A 15,014-nucleotide genomic window follows, 5' to 3' on the forward strand; every position below is an offset into this window, starting at 1 on the left:
CATCCTATGCTGACCGTCATGGCCCGATCTCTCGTCATCAAGGTGACCTCCGGCGCGGACGCACCGGAGCGCTGCGCCCAGGCCTTCACGGTCGCCGCCACCGCCGTCGCGGCCGGTGTGGACGTCTCGCTGTGGCTGACCGGCGAGTCCGCCTGGTTCGCGCTGCCGGGCCGGGCCGCGGAGTTCCAGCTGCCGCACTCCGCACCGCTGCCCGGCCTGCTGGACGCGGTGCTGGCCGGCGGCCGGGTGACGCTGTGCACACAGTGCGCGGCCCGCCGCGACATCGGCCCGGCGGACGTGATCGAGGGTGTCCGGATCGCCGGCGCCGCGGTCTTCGTCGAGGAGTCACTCGCCGAGGGCGCCCAAGCACTCGTCTACTGACTATGCTCGGGCGGTGTCCGAAACAACGCTGGCCGAGATGTTGCGGGAGCGTGGACTGCGGCTGACGCCGCAGCGCCAGCTGGTGCTGCAGGCGGTGCACGAGCTGGGCCATGCCACCCCCGAGCAGGTGCACAACGCCGTGCGTGAGGTCGCCGCCGGCGTCAACATCACCACCGTCTACCGGACGCTCGAGCTGCTGGAGGAGCTGGGGCTGGTCCGGCACACCCACCTGTCGCACGGTTCGCCCACCTACCACCCGGCCGGGCAGGACCAGCACATCCATCTGGTCTGCCGGCACTGCGGCGCGGTGAGTGAGATGGACCCCATGCTGATGGCGCCGCTGGCCGATGAGCTCGCCCGCGAGAAAGGATTCACCGTGGACGTCGGGCACGTGGCCCTGTTCGGCACGTGCGCCGAGTGCGGAGACAGCGGCAGGGAGAAGTAGATGCTGGACGTGCCGGGCGCGATCGGGATCCGTCAGCTGGACGAGTCCGTGCCGGATGCGCAGGGATACACGGACGTGGCCGCCCACTACGGCGACCCGGCCCGGGAGCAGCGCCTGCTCGACACCGAGGCGGGCATCGTGGACCGGTCGCACCGCGGCGTACTGGCCGTGCCGGGCGTGGAGCGGGCCGGCTGGCTGCACTCGCTGACCACCCAGCACCTCGCCGACCTGCGCGACGGCCAGGGCACCGAGCTGCTGGTGCTGTCGCCGCACGGGCACGTCGAGCACCACGCGGGCGTCGCGGAGATCGGCGAGACGGTCTGGCTGGACACCGAGCCGGCCGGCACCGCGGGCCTGCTCACGTTCCTGTCCAAGATGGTCTTCCTGACCCGGGTCGAGCCGCGCGACGCGACCGCGGAGCGCGCCGTGCTCACACTGGCCGGCCCGCGTGCGGCCGAGGCGCTGGCCCGGATCGGCGTCTCCGGCCTGCCGTCGCCGTCGGTGCAGCCGGTGCCGGGCCCCAAGTTCCCCAGCGGAACGCTCAAACCCCAACCCACCAGTGGGTACGCGGTGCGTGAACTGCCGTCCGGTGGGTTCGTGCGGGCCGGGCGGCTGGGCTTCGACCTGATCGTGCCGCGCGAGGGCGTCGCGGCGCTGGTGACGGCGCTCGGCGTACCCCCGGCTGGTCTGTGGGCCTATGAGGCGCTGCGGGTGGCGGCCGGCCTGCCGCGGGCCGGGTTCGAGACCGACCACCGGACGCTGCCGAGCGAGGTCGGGCTGATCGAGCCCGCGGTCCACCTGGACAAGGGGTGCTACCGCGGTCAGGAGACGATCGCGCGCGTGCACAACCTGGGCCGGCCGCCGCGCCGCATGGTGCTGCTGCACCTGGACGGGATCAGCTCGGACGAGCCGCCCGCGGTGCACACGCCGGTGACCAACGAGACCGGCAAGGAGATCGGTTTCGTCGGCACGGCCGTGCGGCACCACGAACTCGGTACGATCGCGCTGGCCGTGATCAAGCGGAACACGCCGGACGACGCGGCACTGCGCGTGGGCGTGGCGACCGCGGCGATCGACCCGACGATCACTCTGTAGCTCGCGGAAGGACGCCGGATGTCGCTCGGCACGTTGATCACCGTGGCGCCGACCGGGGCGGAGACGCGCAAGCAGGACGCGCCGGCGCTGCCGGTCACGCTCGACGAGCTGCTGGTCACCGCGAAGGAGTGCGCCGCGCTCGGCGCCGCGATGATCCACGTGCACGTGCGGGACGACGCCGGTGAGCCCACGCTCGACCCGGGCCGGCTACGCGAGACGGTGGCCGCGCTGCGCGCCGAGACCGACCTGATCGTGCAGCTCTCCACGGGCGGCGCGGTCGGCGACCCGGAGGACGCGCGCCGCGCGGTGCTGGACGCCGGGCCGGACGCGGCGTCGCTCACCATGGGCTCGGTCAACTTCGGCGACGGCGTGTTCCTGAACCGCTGGCCGTTCGTCGTCGACCTGCACCGCCGCATGCGGGAGCGCGGGATCGTGCCGGAGTACGAGATCTTCGACCTGGGCCAGCTGCACGCGCTGCGCCGGCTGCTGGCGGAGGACGGGCTGCCGGCCGGCGGGCACGTCCACCTCGACCTGGTGATGGGCGTGCCCGGCGGGATGGACGGCACCACGGAGACGCTCGCCGCGTGCCTGGCCGTGATGCGCGACCTGCCGGACGGTACGACGTTCACCGCGACCGGCATCGGCCGGACCACGATCCCGGTGATGCTTGCGGCGCTGTCCGCGGGCGGGCACCTGCGGGTCGGCATGGAGGACACGCTGACGTACGCCAAGCGCCGGCCGGTCGAGTCGAACATGCAGCTGGTGGCGCGGGCGGTGGGTCTCGCCCAGATCGCCCAGCGCCCGCCGCTGACGCCCGGGCAGGCCCGCGAGCTGCTCGGGCTGTGAGGCGCCGGTGGTGAGGCGCCCCGCGGGACGCCTCACCGCGCGTCAGCCCCGGAGTGCGCCGAGGAACGACAGCACGATGCGGTTGACCGCCTCCGGCTGTTCCAGCGGGGCCAGGTGCGCCGCGTCCGGGATGTCCGGCAGGCGGTGCGCGTTCGGGATCTCCGCGGCCATCCGGTCGGCCAGCCGGCGGATGTCCGGCACGTCCGCGGCACCGGCCGTGACCAGCGTCGGCGGGCGCACCTCGGCGAGCCGGTAGGTGGCGACCGGGTTCAGCTGGTGCACGTCCACCTGGCCCAGCGCGGCCTCGGCGGCGAGTGCGCGCCGGTCCATTCGCCAGGCGAGTTCGAGCAGGTCCGGGTCCATCTTCGCGATGTCCCGGCCGGGGCCGACCACCCAGAAGCGGACCTCCGCCTCGGCCATCGCGTCCACATCGTCCGTACCGACCTCGGCGGCGAGCGCCTCCCACAACTCGTCCACCTCTTCGGACCACTCGTGGCCGGAGAGCGCGGAGCCGATCAGCGCGAGCCCGGCGACCCGGTCCGGGTGGGCGATCGCGGTGTCGATCGCGACCGCGCCGCCGAACGACGCCCCGACCAGCACGGCCCGCTGGATCTGCAGCGCGTCGAGCAGCGCTGCCACGTCGTCGTGGTGTGCGAACGGCGTACGGGTCAACGTGGACTCACCGTAGCCACGCAGATCCAGCCGGATTACGCGGTGCATCACGGAGAGCGGGCCGACCTGCTCGCGCCACATGCGCCGATCGGCGATGCCCGCGTGCAGCAGGAGCACGGCGGGGCCGGTGCCGTCGTCGTCGTAGGCGAGGCTCGCCCCTGGAAGATCAAGATAAGGCACCTAGCGACAGTAGGTCGCATCGATGCCCGCGGCAATGCGAGTTCTGTCTACGTTCCGTAACGCGCGCGCAGTGACCGTGCTAACTCGCGCAAGCATTTTGCTTGCAACAGTTAGCACTCAGGGCTACCGTCGGAGGCATGGCACCGGCAGACCTCCCGCGCGACATCGGCGGATTCATCCGCGACATGCGGCGCAACGCGAAGATCTCGCTCCGGCAACTCGCCGAGCAGGCCGGGGTCAGCAATCCGTACCTGAGCCAGATCGAGCGTGGCCTGCGCAAGCCCAGCGCGGAGGTGTTGCAGCAGCTCGCGGGCGCGCTGCGGGTCTCCACCCCGGCCATGTACCTGCGGGCCGGGCTGCTGGAGGGCGACGCGCCCGGCGTGCTCGAGGCCATCGCGGGCGACCCGGACCTGACGATGGCGCAGAAGCAGTCACTCACCCAGATCTACGACACGTTCCGCCGGGAGAACGCACGCGAGGCGGCGGCCGCGGCTGCCGAGGCTGCGGACGCCACGGCCGAGGCGGCGGCCGCGGCTGCCGAGGTCGCGGACGCCACGGCCGAGGCGGCGGCGAAGACGGACGGTGACGCGGCCGCGCAGGCGCCCCCGGTGAAGAAGGCGCCGACCACGACCACCCCCACCACGGAGGAGACGTCATGACGAACCAGACCGAGACCACGACCCCGGCCGGCACCCGCATCCCCACGCCGCTCTACGCGGTGGCCGGTGCCGGTGACCTGGCGTACCAGCAGATCCGCAAGCTCCCCGAGGTGGTCGAGCAGCTGCGCGAGCGCGTGCCGGTCGCGGTGGCCGAGCTGCGCACCCGGGCCGAGGAGCTGAACGGGCGGCGCGACGAGATCCGTACCCGCGCGGTCGAGGGTTTGAAGGTCGCGCAGGCGCAGGCCGGCTCGCTGCGGCAGCGCGCCGCCGGCCCGGAGAGCGAGGTGGCGAAGCTGACCGAGGCCGCCAAGCGCAACGCGGTCGCCGCGCTCGCGGTCGCCCAGGCCGGTGCGCAGGTCGCGCAGCAGCGGGCGGTCAGCACGTACGCGGCGCTGGTCGCGCACGGCGAGCGCGTGGTCGGCACCGGTGTGGTGCAGGCCGCCGACACCGTGAACGCGGACATCGAGGCCACGGAGGCCCCGGCCGAGGTCACCGCGACCCCGGCGGACGTGACCGAGGCGATCGCCACCCCGGCCGACGTGGCCGCGGCGCCGCGGAAGCGGGTGGCGAAGAAGGCCGCACCGGCCGCGGAGTGACCCGGTGAGCGCGAGGCCCGGACCGCGGGCCTCGCGCTCCGCTACCCCGCGCCGGGGAACGCTCTAAGCTTGGGGGCATGGCAGCCGACGTCCCGATCTTCGCCTTCTACGTTCGCGGCATCATCGACCTGGTGATTCTCTTCCTGGCGCTGGTCGTCCTCGGCGTCTCGTTCGTGCACTGCCTCACCCAGCGGGCGGACGGTTTCCCCGCCATCGGCACCCTGCCCAAGGGCGGCTGGCTGGCGATCCTCGGTCTGTGCATGGTCTTCTGCCTCCTGCTGAGCCGGCAGACCATCTTCCAGATGATCGGCATCGCGGCCGGGATGGTGTACCTGCTGGACGTCCGCGTCGGCCTTCGGGACCTCTCCGACGGCAAAGGCTTCTGGTGAGGGATTTCCGCTGGCCGCCGCGACCCGACGGCGGCCCGCGGACCTACGGTCCCGGACCCTCCGCCCCACGCAGTGGCCGCCCCACGCTCCCCGAGCCGCCGACCGACATCGTGCAGACCCCGCACGGGGTACGGCTGGAGCGGCTGATCGGCGGCACCGGTGAGCCGGGCACCGTGTTCGCGCACGGGCTGGCCGGCAGCATCGCCGCGACCCGTCCGCTGGGCAGCGCCGTGCTCGGCCGCCGTGTCTTCTTCCAGTTCCGCGGCCACGGCCGATCGGAGGCGCCAGCCGGTCCGTGGGACTACGCCGACCTGGCCCGTGACCTGAGGGCCGTCGCCGACCTGTCGGACGCCACCCGCGCGCTCGGCGTCAGCATGGGCGCGGCCGCGCTGGCCCGTCTGCTCGCGGAGAGCCCCGGCCGGTTCGAGCGGGTGGTCTTCTTCCTGCCGATCCCGGTGGCCGAGCCGCGCGGCGACGCGCTGCGCGACCGGATCGAGACGCTGCTCGCGACCGTGCAGGACGGCGACCTGGCCGCGATCGCCGAGGCCGTCTCCGCCGAGCTGCCGCCGTCCGTGCGCAACACCCCGGCCGGCTGGGGCTACCTGCGGCAACGCGTCGAGCAGCTGTCCCGGGACGGGCTCGGCGCGGACCTCACCGGCCTGGCCGACGCGATCCCGGTGTCGGACCCCGGCGCGCTCGGCGCGGTGACCGCGGAGGCGCTGGTGATCGGCGCCCGCGGCGACGACCTGCACCCGGTGGAGGCGGCCGAGCACCTGGCAGGCCTGCTGCCGCGCGCGACGCTGCACGTCTACGACCGCCCCGGCCCGGTCTTCACCCACCGCGCCGACCTTCGCGAGCGCATCGCCGGCTTCCTGAACTGACCGTTCGGGAATCGGTGCCGGTAGCTGCGTAACCTTTAGCTTCCGTTTTGCGGTGATTCGGGTGTGAAGGTGTCGCCGAGGATCGTGTTCGCGGCCATCGTGGTGTGCGGCCTCCCATCCGCCATCCACGTGGGCTGGCGCCTGGGCGGCCTGTCCTCGCCGCTCGGCCCGTCCGGAGTAGGCCTGTTCGGCGACGCGCCCGCCGGCAGCGCCCCACCGAGCGCGGTCGCGACCTGGGGTACCGCGCCACCGGGCAGCACGCCGCACGACCCGCCCGGCACCGCCGCCGGTGCGGGCGTGGTGAGCCCGCTCCCCGGCGTGCCCGCACCGGCCGGCCAGCCGACCCCCGTCCGCCCCGGCACCGGCCCCACGCCACCGCCCACCACCGGCGGCGCGGCCACGCCGGCGCCACCGCCGTCCACCGGTTCCCCGTCCGCGCCGGCGACCTGCACGCCGGTGCCGCTGCTGCCGATCTGCGCGCCGACCGGCCCCAGCGGCCCGGCCGGCCCGGTCGAATCCGGTGGCCCCGGCAACCCGGAGGGCACGTTCTCCCCGGAGCCGATGCCCACCGCCGCATCACCCGAATCGACACCCTCCGGCGACTGGCCGGACTGGCCGGGCTGGCTGGAATCCGCCACGGCCGTGCCACCCCAGGAACCGCCTGCCGACCGGCCGGAACCAGAGCTACCGGACGAGTGGCTGGAGTCCGCCACGTCGGTACCGGAACCGTCCGGCGAGCGGCCGGAGTCGATCACGGTGCGCTCAGAAGCGGCTCGCGGGTGGCCGGAGCCGGCGGCGACGCAATCGGCGCCGTCCGGCGGGCTGCCGGGCGTGGCGTCTGCTGGTGGGTTGCCGGATCTGGCGCCGTCCGGCGAGCGGTCTACGGCCCGCCCCGAGCCGATCCCGACGCCGGACGGCGAGTGGTCCGGGGCAGAGCCGGGGGCGGAGCCCGCATAGGGCCGCGGTGGCCGGGAGGCGGTGATGGCGCGCTGCCCTTAGGCTTCCAGGTCGTGACGCTTCCGCAGCAGCCCGGGCCGCACGCCCGGCCCCCGATCACCGCACACCCGGCCGCCGTACGCGCCGGCAGCACCGCGCAGGAGTTCCTCGCCGGGATCCGGATGCTGCTGCGCGGCCTCGGGCTCTACGTCAGCAACCCGCGTCTGATGGCGTTCGGCCTGATCCCCGCGTTCATCTCCGGCCTGCTCTACCTCGCCGCGTTCGGCACGCTGTTCTACTTCGTCTCGGACATCTCGGAGTGGCTGACGCCGTTCGCCGACACCTGGGACCAGGGCTTCCAGGAGATCATCCGGCTCGCCGTGGCCGCGGCGGTGCTGGGCCTGTTCGTGTTGGTCGGCATGCTCACGTTCACCGCGATCACCCTGCTGATCGGCGACCCGTTCTACGAGAAGATCTCCGAGGCCGTCGAGAACCGCTACGGCGGCGTCCCCGACGAGGTCGACCTGCCCTGGCACCGGACCATGCGGCTGAGCCTGACCGACTCGATCCGCCTGATCGGCCTGACCGTCCTCTGCGGCATCCCGCTGTTCCTGCTCGGCTTCATCCCGCTGATCGGCCAGACCGTCGTCCCCGTGATCGCCGCGCTGGTCGGCGGATGGTTCCTGGCGATAGAACTGACCGGCTTCCCGTTCTACCGCCGCGGCCTCCGCCTCGCCGACCGCCGCCGCGTCCTCCGCGCCCACCGCCCCGCCGCACTCGGCTTCGGCGTCGGCGTCTTCATCTGCTTCCTCATCCCGCTCGGCGCCATCCTGGTCACCCCGGCCGCCGTCGCCGGCGCCGCGCTCCTCTCCCGCCGCTCTCTCGGCTTCCCCATCGATCACCACTGACCCAACTCGACAAAGGCCGATATTTCCGCTTCCGGTCGTGACCCTGAACGGTGCCGGCGCCGCGTTTGCGTCCATCGATGACGCGATCAAGAAGGTGCACGCTCTCGCGGACACCGACACCGACAACCGCCAGCCAACCTCGCCCCTCGGCTTCTCCGGCCACCCGGAGATCACTTAGAGGTGCGCTTCCTGGCCTTGCCGCCGGCCGCGTCATCGCGACAGGCCGCTCGAAGAGAAGGCGGGAGGCGAGGAAGGCAGAGGAAGCGGCACAAGCCCGCCGGACGCTCGCGGCCGAATCTGAGATGACCACCAGTCCGCCAGGCGGCCCGCCCGGAACTTCACGATAAAGACGAGATCCACAATCCTGCGGGGCGGTCGTTGCCGTGGACGTCGATCCGCGGTCTGGTCCGGACTCTCTTACGCAACATCGGCCACGCCAGCTTCGGGTCCTCGCTCGGAAGCGGGCCTCGGCCCCGGCTCGGGCTGGCCCCGGCTCGGCCTGGCCCCGGCTCGGCCTGGTCGGCGAGGACCCGGCCCGGATCGCGGCTGACCTGGTGCGACAGAGGACGGCGGCGCACATTTGAGCCAGGTAAGCAGAGCCAAGGTGGCGGGGAAGCTGGGCGCGGCTGGGGATTGAGTGCGGCCGGGGCCGGCGGGGGTCGGGAGTGGGCTGGGACCGGCTCCGTCGCGGAGGCCGGAGCGGAGCTGCCGGCGGAGTCGGAGGCCTCCGCGCGGTTTGCCCGCGGGAGCGTGCCCGACGTGGGCACGCCGGGAGCGGGAAGGTCGGTTCGGGGCGGTCGGGTGGGCGCCGGGTGGGGTGGAGGCCCGGCGCCCGGGGTGGGTCAGAGGCCGTTGTTGCGGATGACCTGGGAGTAGAAGCGGGCGCTGTCCTTCGGGATGCGGCGCTGGGTGTGGTAGTCGACGTAGACGACGCCGAAGCGTTTGCGGTAGCCCTCGGCCCACTCGTAGTTGTCCATCAGGGACCAGACGAAGTAGCCGCGCAGGTCGACGCCGCGGGCAATGGCGTCGTGGCAGGCGCGCAGGTGGCCGTCGAGGTAGGTGACGCGGTCGGTGTCGGGGACGCGGTCGCCGGTCTCGTCCGGGCCGGTGGGGTACGCGGCGCCGTTCTCGGTGATCATGAGTGGGGTGCCGGGATAGTCGCGGTGGATGCGTTCCAGCAGGCGGGTCAGCGCGGCCGGCTCGATCGCCCAGCCCATGTCGGTGACCGGGCCGGCGGCCGGCAGGAACTCGATGCCCTCGGTGCCGGGGGCGGTCGGGTTGCCGTCGATGCCGGGCTTCGACCGGACGTAGGTCGGCGAGTAGAAGTTGATGCCGAGCACGTCGATCGGCTGGTTGATGATCGTCTCGTCGCCGGTGCGCAGCCAGCTCAGGTCGGAGAACCGGCGGATGTGCTGGAGCACGTCGTCCGGGTAGGAGCCGCGCAGGATCGGGTCGAAGAAGATCCGGTTCTGCAGGCCGTCGACCAGGTGGGCGGCGGCCACGTCGGCCTCGCTCTCCGGGTCGGCGGGGGAGACCGCGGCGGGGTTGAGCGTGATGCCGAGCGTCTGCACGCCCGCGTCGCGGAGCGCGCGGGTGGCCAGGCCGTGGCCGAGCAGCAGGTGGTGGACGGCCTTGAACGCGGACTCCGGGTCCTGGACGCCGGGCGCGTGGATGCCGGCGGCGTAGCCGAGGTAGGCGGAGCACCACGGCTCGTTCAGCGTGGTCCAGGTCTCGACCCGGTCGCCGAGCCGCTTGTGGACGGCCTGCGCGTAGTCGGCGAACGCTAAGGCCGTGTCCCGGGAGGTCCAGCCGCCACGGTCCTCCAGCGACTGCGGCAGGTCCCAGTGGTAGAGCGTGACGACCGGGGTGATCCCCTTGCCGCGCAGCTCGTCCACCAGCCGGTCGTAGAAGTCCAGGCCGGCCGGGTTGACCGGGCCGGTGCCGTCCGGCTGGATGCGCGGCCATGCGATGGAGAACCGGTACGCCTGCAGGCCGAGGTCCGCCATCATGGCCACGTCGTCGCGGTACCGGTGGTAGTGGTCGCAGGCGACGTCGCCGGTGTGCCCGGCGTACACCTTGCCCGGTGTGCGGCTGAACGTGTCCCAGATCGAGGGGCCGCGGCCGTCTTCCCGGGCGGCGCCCTCGATCTGGTAGGAGGCGGTGGCGGCCCCCCAGAGGAAGCCCTTGGGGAACGTCACGCTCGGTGTTGGAGGGTTAGTCACGTCGCCATTATCACTCCCGGATCATGGCGGCGGGTGCGGTCAGCCGATGCGCAGGCCGTCCAGCAGAGAACGCTCTCCGGTGATCTCCAGAGTGTCGAACGGAATCCGGCCGTGCAGCGCGAGCAGAAGATCGCTGGCGGAACCGGCGGCGAGCACGCGCGCCCGGTGATCGTCGGAGTCCAGGATGGTGTCCGTGTCCAGCAGTGCCAGGCCCTCGCCGCGCAGCCGGACGAACCACTCGTGCTGGAGGTCGGACGCGACCAGGTGGATCATGCCGAACCGATCCCGCGGGCCGGTGCCACGCCCGGCCGGCAGCAGCGTGTCGAGCAACTCGGCCAGCCCGTCCGCGGCCAGCTTCGCCTCGATCGGCTCGGACAGCCCGATCGTCATCTGCGCGTCCCACCGGTGCAGCGTGGTCAGGTGCGCGGCGCGGCGCAGCCAGAACGCGGCCTTCTTCGGCGCGGGCATCGGATTCCACGCGGGCAGGTCCTCCTCCACGCCCTCCAGCGTGGCCAGGGCCGCCGCATACCGCTCGTCCCACCAGGTCAGCGGGTCGGCACCGGTCGGCGTGCCGGCCGGCTGCCGGGTCTCCTCGGGCGCGGTGGTCACGCCGCGGGTGACGTGCGTGGTGACCCACTCGTAGAAGCCGCCGAGGTGGCCGATCAGGTCCGTCACGGTCCACTCCGGACGCGTGGGAACGGGCGCGCCCGGCGTCTGTTCGGCGAGGGCCGCGCGGAACGCGGGACCCTCGGCGCGCAGTGCGCCGATCCAGAAGTCTTTCGTGGCATGCAGCTTCGTCATGACCGTTCCTCCCACGCGGCCGCCCAGTCCGCTCGCCCCCAGCCTAGGGTTAAGGGCGTGCACGACGTTAGCGCTGATTCGCCCACCGTCGCAGGGTCGACAGTCCCCAGTTCGCTCGCTCCGCACACCACGTTGCGGTTGGGCGGACCGGCCAGACGGCTGGTTTCCGCCGAAAATGCGGATGAACTGGTCGATTTGACGAGGACCGCGGGCCGAACGGGTGACCCGCTGTTGTTGCTGGCCGGTGGCAGCAACGTGGTGATCGGGGACGACGGATTCACCGGCACCGCGATTTTGGTCCGCAGCCGGGGCGTGGAGGTGATCAGCCGCCGCCCGGACCAGCTGATCGTCCGGGTCCAGGCCGGGCACCCGTGGGACGGGTTCGTGGCCGAGACGGTCGCGGCCGGCTGGGCCGGTGTCGAGTGCCTCTCCGGCATCCCCGGCTCGACCGGCGCCACCCCGATCCAGAACGTCGGGGCGTACGGGCAGGACGTGGCGGAGACGATCTCGTCGGTCACGGTCTACGACCGGTCCGAGGGCGTCGTCCGCGACATGCCGGCCGCCGACTGCGGCTTCGGCTACCGCGCGAGCATCTTCAAGCACAACGATCGGTACGTGGTGCTTTCCGTCGACTTCCGGCTGCGCCCCGCCGCGGAGTCCGGCCCGGTGCGCTACGCCGAGCTGGCCCGCACGCTCGGCGTGTCCCAGGGTGACCGGGTGCCGCTGACCGCCGCGCGCGAGACCGTGCTGTCGCTGCGCGCCGGCAAGGGCATGGTGCTCGACGCGGAGGACCGGGACACCTGGTCCGTCGGGTCGTTCTTCACCAACCCGGTGCTGGACGCCGCGGCCTGGGCGAAACTGCGCGAGGTCTCCGCCACCGAGCCGCCCGGCTGGCCCGGCGAGGGCGGCCGGGTGAAGGTCAGCGCGGCCTGGCTGATCGACCGGGCCGGGTTCGGCAAGGGCTACCCGGGCGGTGACGTGCCGGTCAGCATCTCCACCAAGCACACGCTGGCGCTGACCAACCGCGGCTCCGGCAGCGCCGCGCAGCTGCTCGGCCTGGCGCGGGAGATCCGCGACGGCGTGCGCGACCGCTTCGGCGTGGTGCTGCACCCGGAGCCGGTGCTGGTCGGCTGCACCCTCTGACCGAAACAGATCAAGGGATCGGCGTCCCGGAGGATGCCGATCCCTTGATCAACGGGGGGTGAGGGAGGTGTGTGGTCAGCCGCCGAATTCCTGGGTCCAGTAGATGGTGCCCTTGGTGTCGCGGGCGACGCCGACGCCGATCTTGATGGCTTTGCAGTTGAGGATGTTCTTGCGGTGGCCGGGGCTGTTCATCCAGCCGGTCATGACGCCGGTGGTGTCGCCGTAGCCCCAGGCGATGTTCTCGCCGACGGCGGGGGCGTAGCCGGCGGCTTTGACGCGGGCGGTGAAGGTGGAGCCGTTGCGGCCGGTGTGGGAGAAGTAGCCGTGCTTGGCCTGGTCGGAGGAGTGGCCGCGGGCGGCTTTGGTCAGGGCGGGGGAGATGATCAGCTTCTTGCAGCCGGCCTTGGCGCGTGCGGTGTTGGTGGCGGTGACGACCTGGGCCTCCAGCGTGGTGGCCGGCGTGACGGCGGCGGTCGCGGTGGTGGCGGTGCCACCGATGGCGAGGGCGGCGGTGACGGCGGTCAGGGCGGCGGAACGGACCAGCTTGCGCAAGGAGTCGGCCTTTCGGTCGGCGTTGCTTACGCCGGTCAAGTTCGGCCGGGTGTGCCACGCCTTGATAGATCGACCTGGTGCTATGCGGTGAGCGCTCGGTTCCCGGCCGGGTGCGGTAATCCACCACCGTTCGGCAACCCGACCGCTCAGGAACCACTCCCGCACGCCGATACGGCGGGTATGAGGCGGTCCGGGCCGGTGGCCTGCGCCGTACGACAGGAGGTTTCGCCGTTATGGACGCCCCGACCGGTGCCATCGACCGCAGCGCGTGGGAGGAGGAGCTGGAGCGTCGGGTCACCGCCGCGTACCGCGGCCGGTACCCGCTGGTGATCGTGCTGCTCGACCTGGACCACTTCGCGGCCTACCAGGCGGAGCACGGACGGGAGGCCGCCGAGCAGCTGCTCCTGGACTCCGGCGAGGCCTGGCGAGCCCATGTGCGCCCCGACGACCTGCTCGTCCGGTACGGCGAGGGGCAGTTCGGCGTGATACTCAGCCGGGTGCAGCTGCGCGCGGCGGAACGGATCATCGCGCGACTGCAGCAGGCCACCCCGGCCGCGCAGACGTTCTCCGCGGGCGTGGCGCTGTGGAACGGCTCCGAGGACTGGCAGTCACTCGTGGCGCGCGCGGTCGAGGCACTGGAGGCGGCGAAGGACGGCGGCCGCAACCGGTGCGTGGTGCACGGCACCTCCGCGCTGATCTGACTACCCGGCGGTCGGCAGCCGCACCGTGATCGCGGCGCCGGTCCGCGGGTCGAAGCCGATCGACACCGCCCCGCCGTGCCGGTGCGCGATCGCCCGGGCCAGCAACATCCAGAGCGCCAGGCTGCGGGTACGGCCGCCGCCGGGCACCGGCAGCGAGGTCGCCAGGAAGTACTCGTCGGTGAGCGTCTCGGCCTGCGTGCTGCGGATCGTGACGGTCCAGTGGTCGCCGAAGCAGGCGCCGTGGATCTCGCCGGTGCCGTCCAGCGCCCGCTCGGTCATCGCGCCGGTGACCGCGTAGAACAACTGGTGCAGCAGGTCCGCGTCGCCCGGGACGGGTGGACCGGGCTTCACCGTGCCGCGCACCGCCGCGGTCGGCACCACCCGTTCGACCTCGCGGCCGGCACCGGTGACCACCGGGGCCAGGTCGACCGGCTCGGACTGCACCGGCAGGTCACCGGACTCCAGGCGGGAGAGCAGCATCAGGTCCTCGATCAGCACCAGCATGCGCTCGGTGTTTCGTTGCACGACGGAGAGCGCGGTGGGACGTTCCCCCTCGGGCAGGTCGACGCCGGACAGCATCTCCGTGAACGCGGCGATGGAGGTCAGCGGCGTCCGCAACTCGTGCGAGACGACGGCAAGGAACTGGGCCTTGAATGCATCCCGTGATTCGGGCTCCGGTGCGGTTTTCACGAGCGGTCCTGTTTCGGATGCGGGCGCAAGCAGTGACTTCCCACGATAAACTCTGACTGTTCGGTTTTTTGCTCCTAATATCACCTTATAGGCATCGTAACCGATTCATGCCATATGGGCGGCTCTGGACGATGCTTCAGGGGGTGGGCTAATGCAGGGACCCATGTGTGCCCGGGCGGGGGCGATCCGGTGAGCAAGCTTCTGGTCGTCGAGGACGATCCGGACATCGCGCTGGCTCTGCGGATGCTCTTCGGTCGCGCCGGGTATGACATCTCACACGCCTCCGACGGCCGTAGCGGACTGCGCGAGGCCTACACGGAGAAGCCCGATCTGGTCGTCCTGGACGTGGGACTGCCGGAGATGGACGGCTGGCAGGTGCTGGAGCGGCTGCGGGACGTCTCGGACGTACCGGTGCTGGTCCTGACCGCGCACGGCCAGGAGGCGGAGAAGGTGCGCGGCCTGCGCGGCGGCGCCGACGACTACCTCACCAAGCCGTTCGCGAACGCGGAACTGCTGGCCCGTGTCGAGGCGCTGCTGCGCCGCTCGTCGTCCGGCCAGAACAGCTGGGCCAGCCAGGTCTACGACGACGGCGTCGTGCACCTGGACCCCACCCGGCGGCGCGTGTACGTCAAGGGGGAGGAGGTCCGGCTCACGCCGACCGAGTTCCGTCTGCTGAACGCGCTCGTCCGGCACGCCGGCGCGGTACTCAGCCCGAACCAGCTGCTGACCCAGGCGTGGGACGACCCGACCGGCATCGGCCAGGAGCGGGTGAAGTTCGCCGTGCTGCGCCTGCGCCGCAAGCTCGGCTGGTCCGACCCCGAAGAGTCACCCATCGAATCGGTACGAGGTTTCGGCTACCGGTACCGGAAGGCCAACCCCGATGCCTGATTCCTCAAGTACGTCCTTTTTCGGTCGAT

The 15,014-nt window shown here is 72.3% G+C and carries 19 protein-coding genes; 14 read left to right on the top strand and 5 right to left on the bottom strand.

What is annotated here, in order from left to right:
• Nucleotides 1–6: 6 nt before the first annotated feature.
• From J2S42_RS24205 to J2S42_RS24220, 4 genes are read left to right on the top strand one after another with little or no spacing between them, the layout of a single operon-like run.
• Nucleotides 7–381 carry a DsrE family protein gene (locus J2S42_RS24205; protein ID WP_307242632.1) on the top strand — a complete coding sequence of 125 codons (375 nt, stop codon included), beginning with the start codon at nt 7–9 and terminating at the stop codon, nt 379–381.
• Nucleotides 382–394: 13 nt separating this feature from the next.
• Nucleotides 395–826 carry a Fur family transcriptional regulator gene (locus J2S42_RS24210; protein ID WP_306835777.1) on the top strand — a complete coding sequence of 144 codons (432 nt, stop codon included), beginning with the start codon at nt 395–397 and terminating at the stop codon, nt 824–826.
• The gene (gene ygfZ / locus J2S42_RS24215) at nt 827–1,921 is read left to right on the top strand and encodes a CAF17-like 4Fe-4S cluster assembly/insertion protein YgfZ (protein WP_307242633.1); all 1,095 of its coding nucleotides are present in this window, start codon (nt 827–829) and stop codon (nt 1,919–1,921) included.
• 18 nt (nt 1,922–1,939) lie between these two features.
• The gene (locus tag J2S42_RS24220) at nt 1,940–2,767 is read left to right on the top strand and encodes a beta-keto acid cleavage family enzyme (RefSeq protein WP_307242634.1); all 828 of its coding nucleotides are present in this window, start codon (nt 1,940–1,942) and stop codon (nt 2,765–2,767) included.
• A gap of 42 nt (nt 2,768–2,809) precedes the next feature.
• Here J2S42_RS24220 and J2S42_RS24225 read toward each other — a convergent pair whose 3' ends face one another.
• Nucleotides 2,810–3,619: an alpha/beta fold hydrolase gene (locus tag J2S42_RS24225; RefSeq protein ID WP_307242635.1), complete on the bottom strand. Its 810-nt coding sequence runs from the start codon at nt 3,617–3,619 to the stop codon at nt 2,810–2,812.
• A gap of 137 nt (nt 3,620–3,756) precedes the next feature.
• Between J2S42_RS24225 and J2S42_RS24230 the strand changes: the two genes are divergently transcribed.
• From J2S42_RS24230 to J2S42_RS24260, 7 genes are all read left to right on the top strand, one after another.
• Nucleotides 3,757–4,278: a helix-turn-helix domain-containing protein gene (locus J2S42_RS24230; RefSeq protein ID WP_307242636.1), complete on the top strand. Its 522-nt coding sequence runs from the start codon at nt 3,757–3,759 to the stop codon at nt 4,276–4,278.
• Nucleotides 4,275–4,874, top strand: a complete 600-nt coding sequence (locus J2S42_RS24235; protein ID WP_307242637.1) for a hypothetical protein — start codon at nt 4,275–4,277, stop codon at nt 4,872–4,874. Before J2S42_RS24230 ends, J2S42_RS24235 begins: the two co-directional genes overlap by 4 nt.
• 77 nt (nt 4,875–4,951) lie before the next feature.
• On the top strand, nt 4,952–5,263 hold the full coding sequence (locus J2S42_RS24240; protein WP_307242638.1) for a DUF2516 family protein: 312 nt from the start codon (nt 4,952–4,954) through the stop codon (nt 5,261–5,263).
• Nucleotides 5,260–6,144, top strand: coding sequence for an alpha/beta fold hydrolase (locus J2S42_RS24245; RefSeq protein WP_307242639.1), 885 nt, complete (start codon nt 5,260–5,262; stop codon nt 6,142–6,144). The genes J2S42_RS24240 and J2S42_RS24245 overlap by 4 nt, the downstream gene beginning before the upstream one ends.
• A gap of 69 nt (nt 6,145–6,213) precedes the next feature.
• A complete protein-coding gene (locus J2S42_RS24250) occupies nt 6,214–7,101 on the top strand; it encodes a hypothetical protein (RefSeq protein WP_307242640.1) in 888 nt (295 codons plus the stop codon).
• A gap of 95 nt (nt 7,102–7,196) precedes the next feature.
• The gene (locus tag J2S42_RS24255) at nt 7,197–7,988 is read left to right on the top strand and encodes an EI24 domain-containing protein (RefSeq protein ID WP_370879427.1); all 792 of its coding nucleotides are present in this window, start codon (nt 7,197–7,199) and stop codon (nt 7,986–7,988) included.
• A gap of 37 nt (nt 7,989–8,025) precedes the next feature.
• Nucleotides 8,026–8,166, top strand: a complete 141-nt coding sequence (locus J2S42_RS24260; protein ID WP_307242641.1) for a hypothetical protein — start codon at nt 8,026–8,028, stop codon at nt 8,164–8,166.
• Between the two features lie 664 nt (nt 8,167–8,830).
• Here the strand turns inward: J2S42_RS24260 and J2S42_RS24265 are convergent.
• Complete coding sequence (locus tag J2S42_RS24265) at nt 8,831–10,210, bottom strand: GH1 family beta-glucosidase (RefSeq protein ID WP_307242642.1); 1,380 nt, start codon at nt 10,208–10,210, stop codon at nt 8,831–8,833.
• 39 nt (nt 10,211–10,249) lie between these two features.
• Nucleotides 10,250–11,011 carry a maleylpyruvate isomerase family mycothiol-dependent enzyme gene (locus tag J2S42_RS24270; protein WP_307242643.1) on the bottom strand — a complete coding sequence of 254 codons (762 nt, stop codon included), beginning with the start codon at nt 11,009–11,011 and terminating at the stop codon, nt 10,250–10,252.
• A 57-nt stretch (nt 11,012–11,068) separates the two neighbouring features.
• Here J2S42_RS24270 and J2S42_RS24275 point away from each other — a divergent pair, with 57 nt between their 5' ends.
• Nucleotides 11,069–12,154, top strand: a complete 1,086-nt coding sequence (locus J2S42_RS24275; RefSeq protein ID WP_370879237.1) for a UDP-N-acetylmuramate dehydrogenase — start codon at nt 11,069–11,071, stop codon at nt 12,152–12,154.
• 75 nt (nt 12,155–12,229) lie between these two features.
• Here J2S42_RS24275 and J2S42_RS24280 read toward each other — a convergent pair whose 3' ends face one another.
• Nucleotides 12,230–12,706 (bottom strand): CAP domain-containing protein, encoded by a 477-nt coding sequence (locus J2S42_RS24280; RefSeq protein WP_307242645.1) that lies wholly within the window; start codon nt 12,704–12,706, stop codon nt 12,230–12,232.
• Nucleotides 12,707–12,939: 233 nt separating this feature from the next.
• Between J2S42_RS24280 and J2S42_RS24285 the strand changes: the two genes are divergently transcribed.
• Nucleotides 12,940–13,407, top strand: a complete 468-nt coding sequence (locus J2S42_RS24285; RefSeq protein WP_307242646.1) for a GGDEF domain-containing protein — start codon at nt 12,940–12,942, stop codon at nt 13,405–13,407.
• Here the strand turns inward: J2S42_RS24285 and J2S42_RS24290 are convergent, their stop codons facing one another.
• Nucleotides 13,408–14,097, bottom strand: coding sequence for a sensor histidine kinase (locus J2S42_RS24290; protein WP_307242647.1), 690 nt, complete (start codon nt 14,095–14,097; stop codon nt 13,408–13,410).
• Nucleotides 14,098–14,286: 189 nt separating this feature from the next.
• On the opposite strand from J2S42_RS24290, the gene J2S42_RS24295 reads away from it, so the two are divergent.
• A complete protein-coding gene (locus tag J2S42_RS24295; RefSeq protein ID WP_307242648.1) occupies nt 14,287–14,985 on the top strand; it encodes a response regulator transcription factor in 699 nt (232 codons plus the stop codon).
• Nucleotides 14,986–15,014: the final 29 nt, after the last annotated feature.

It is taken from the genome of Catenuloplanes indicus (genome assembly GCF_030813715.1).
Classification (GTDB): Bacteria; Actinomycetota; Actinomycetes; order Mycobacteriales; family Micromonosporaceae; genus Catenuloplanes; species Catenuloplanes indicus.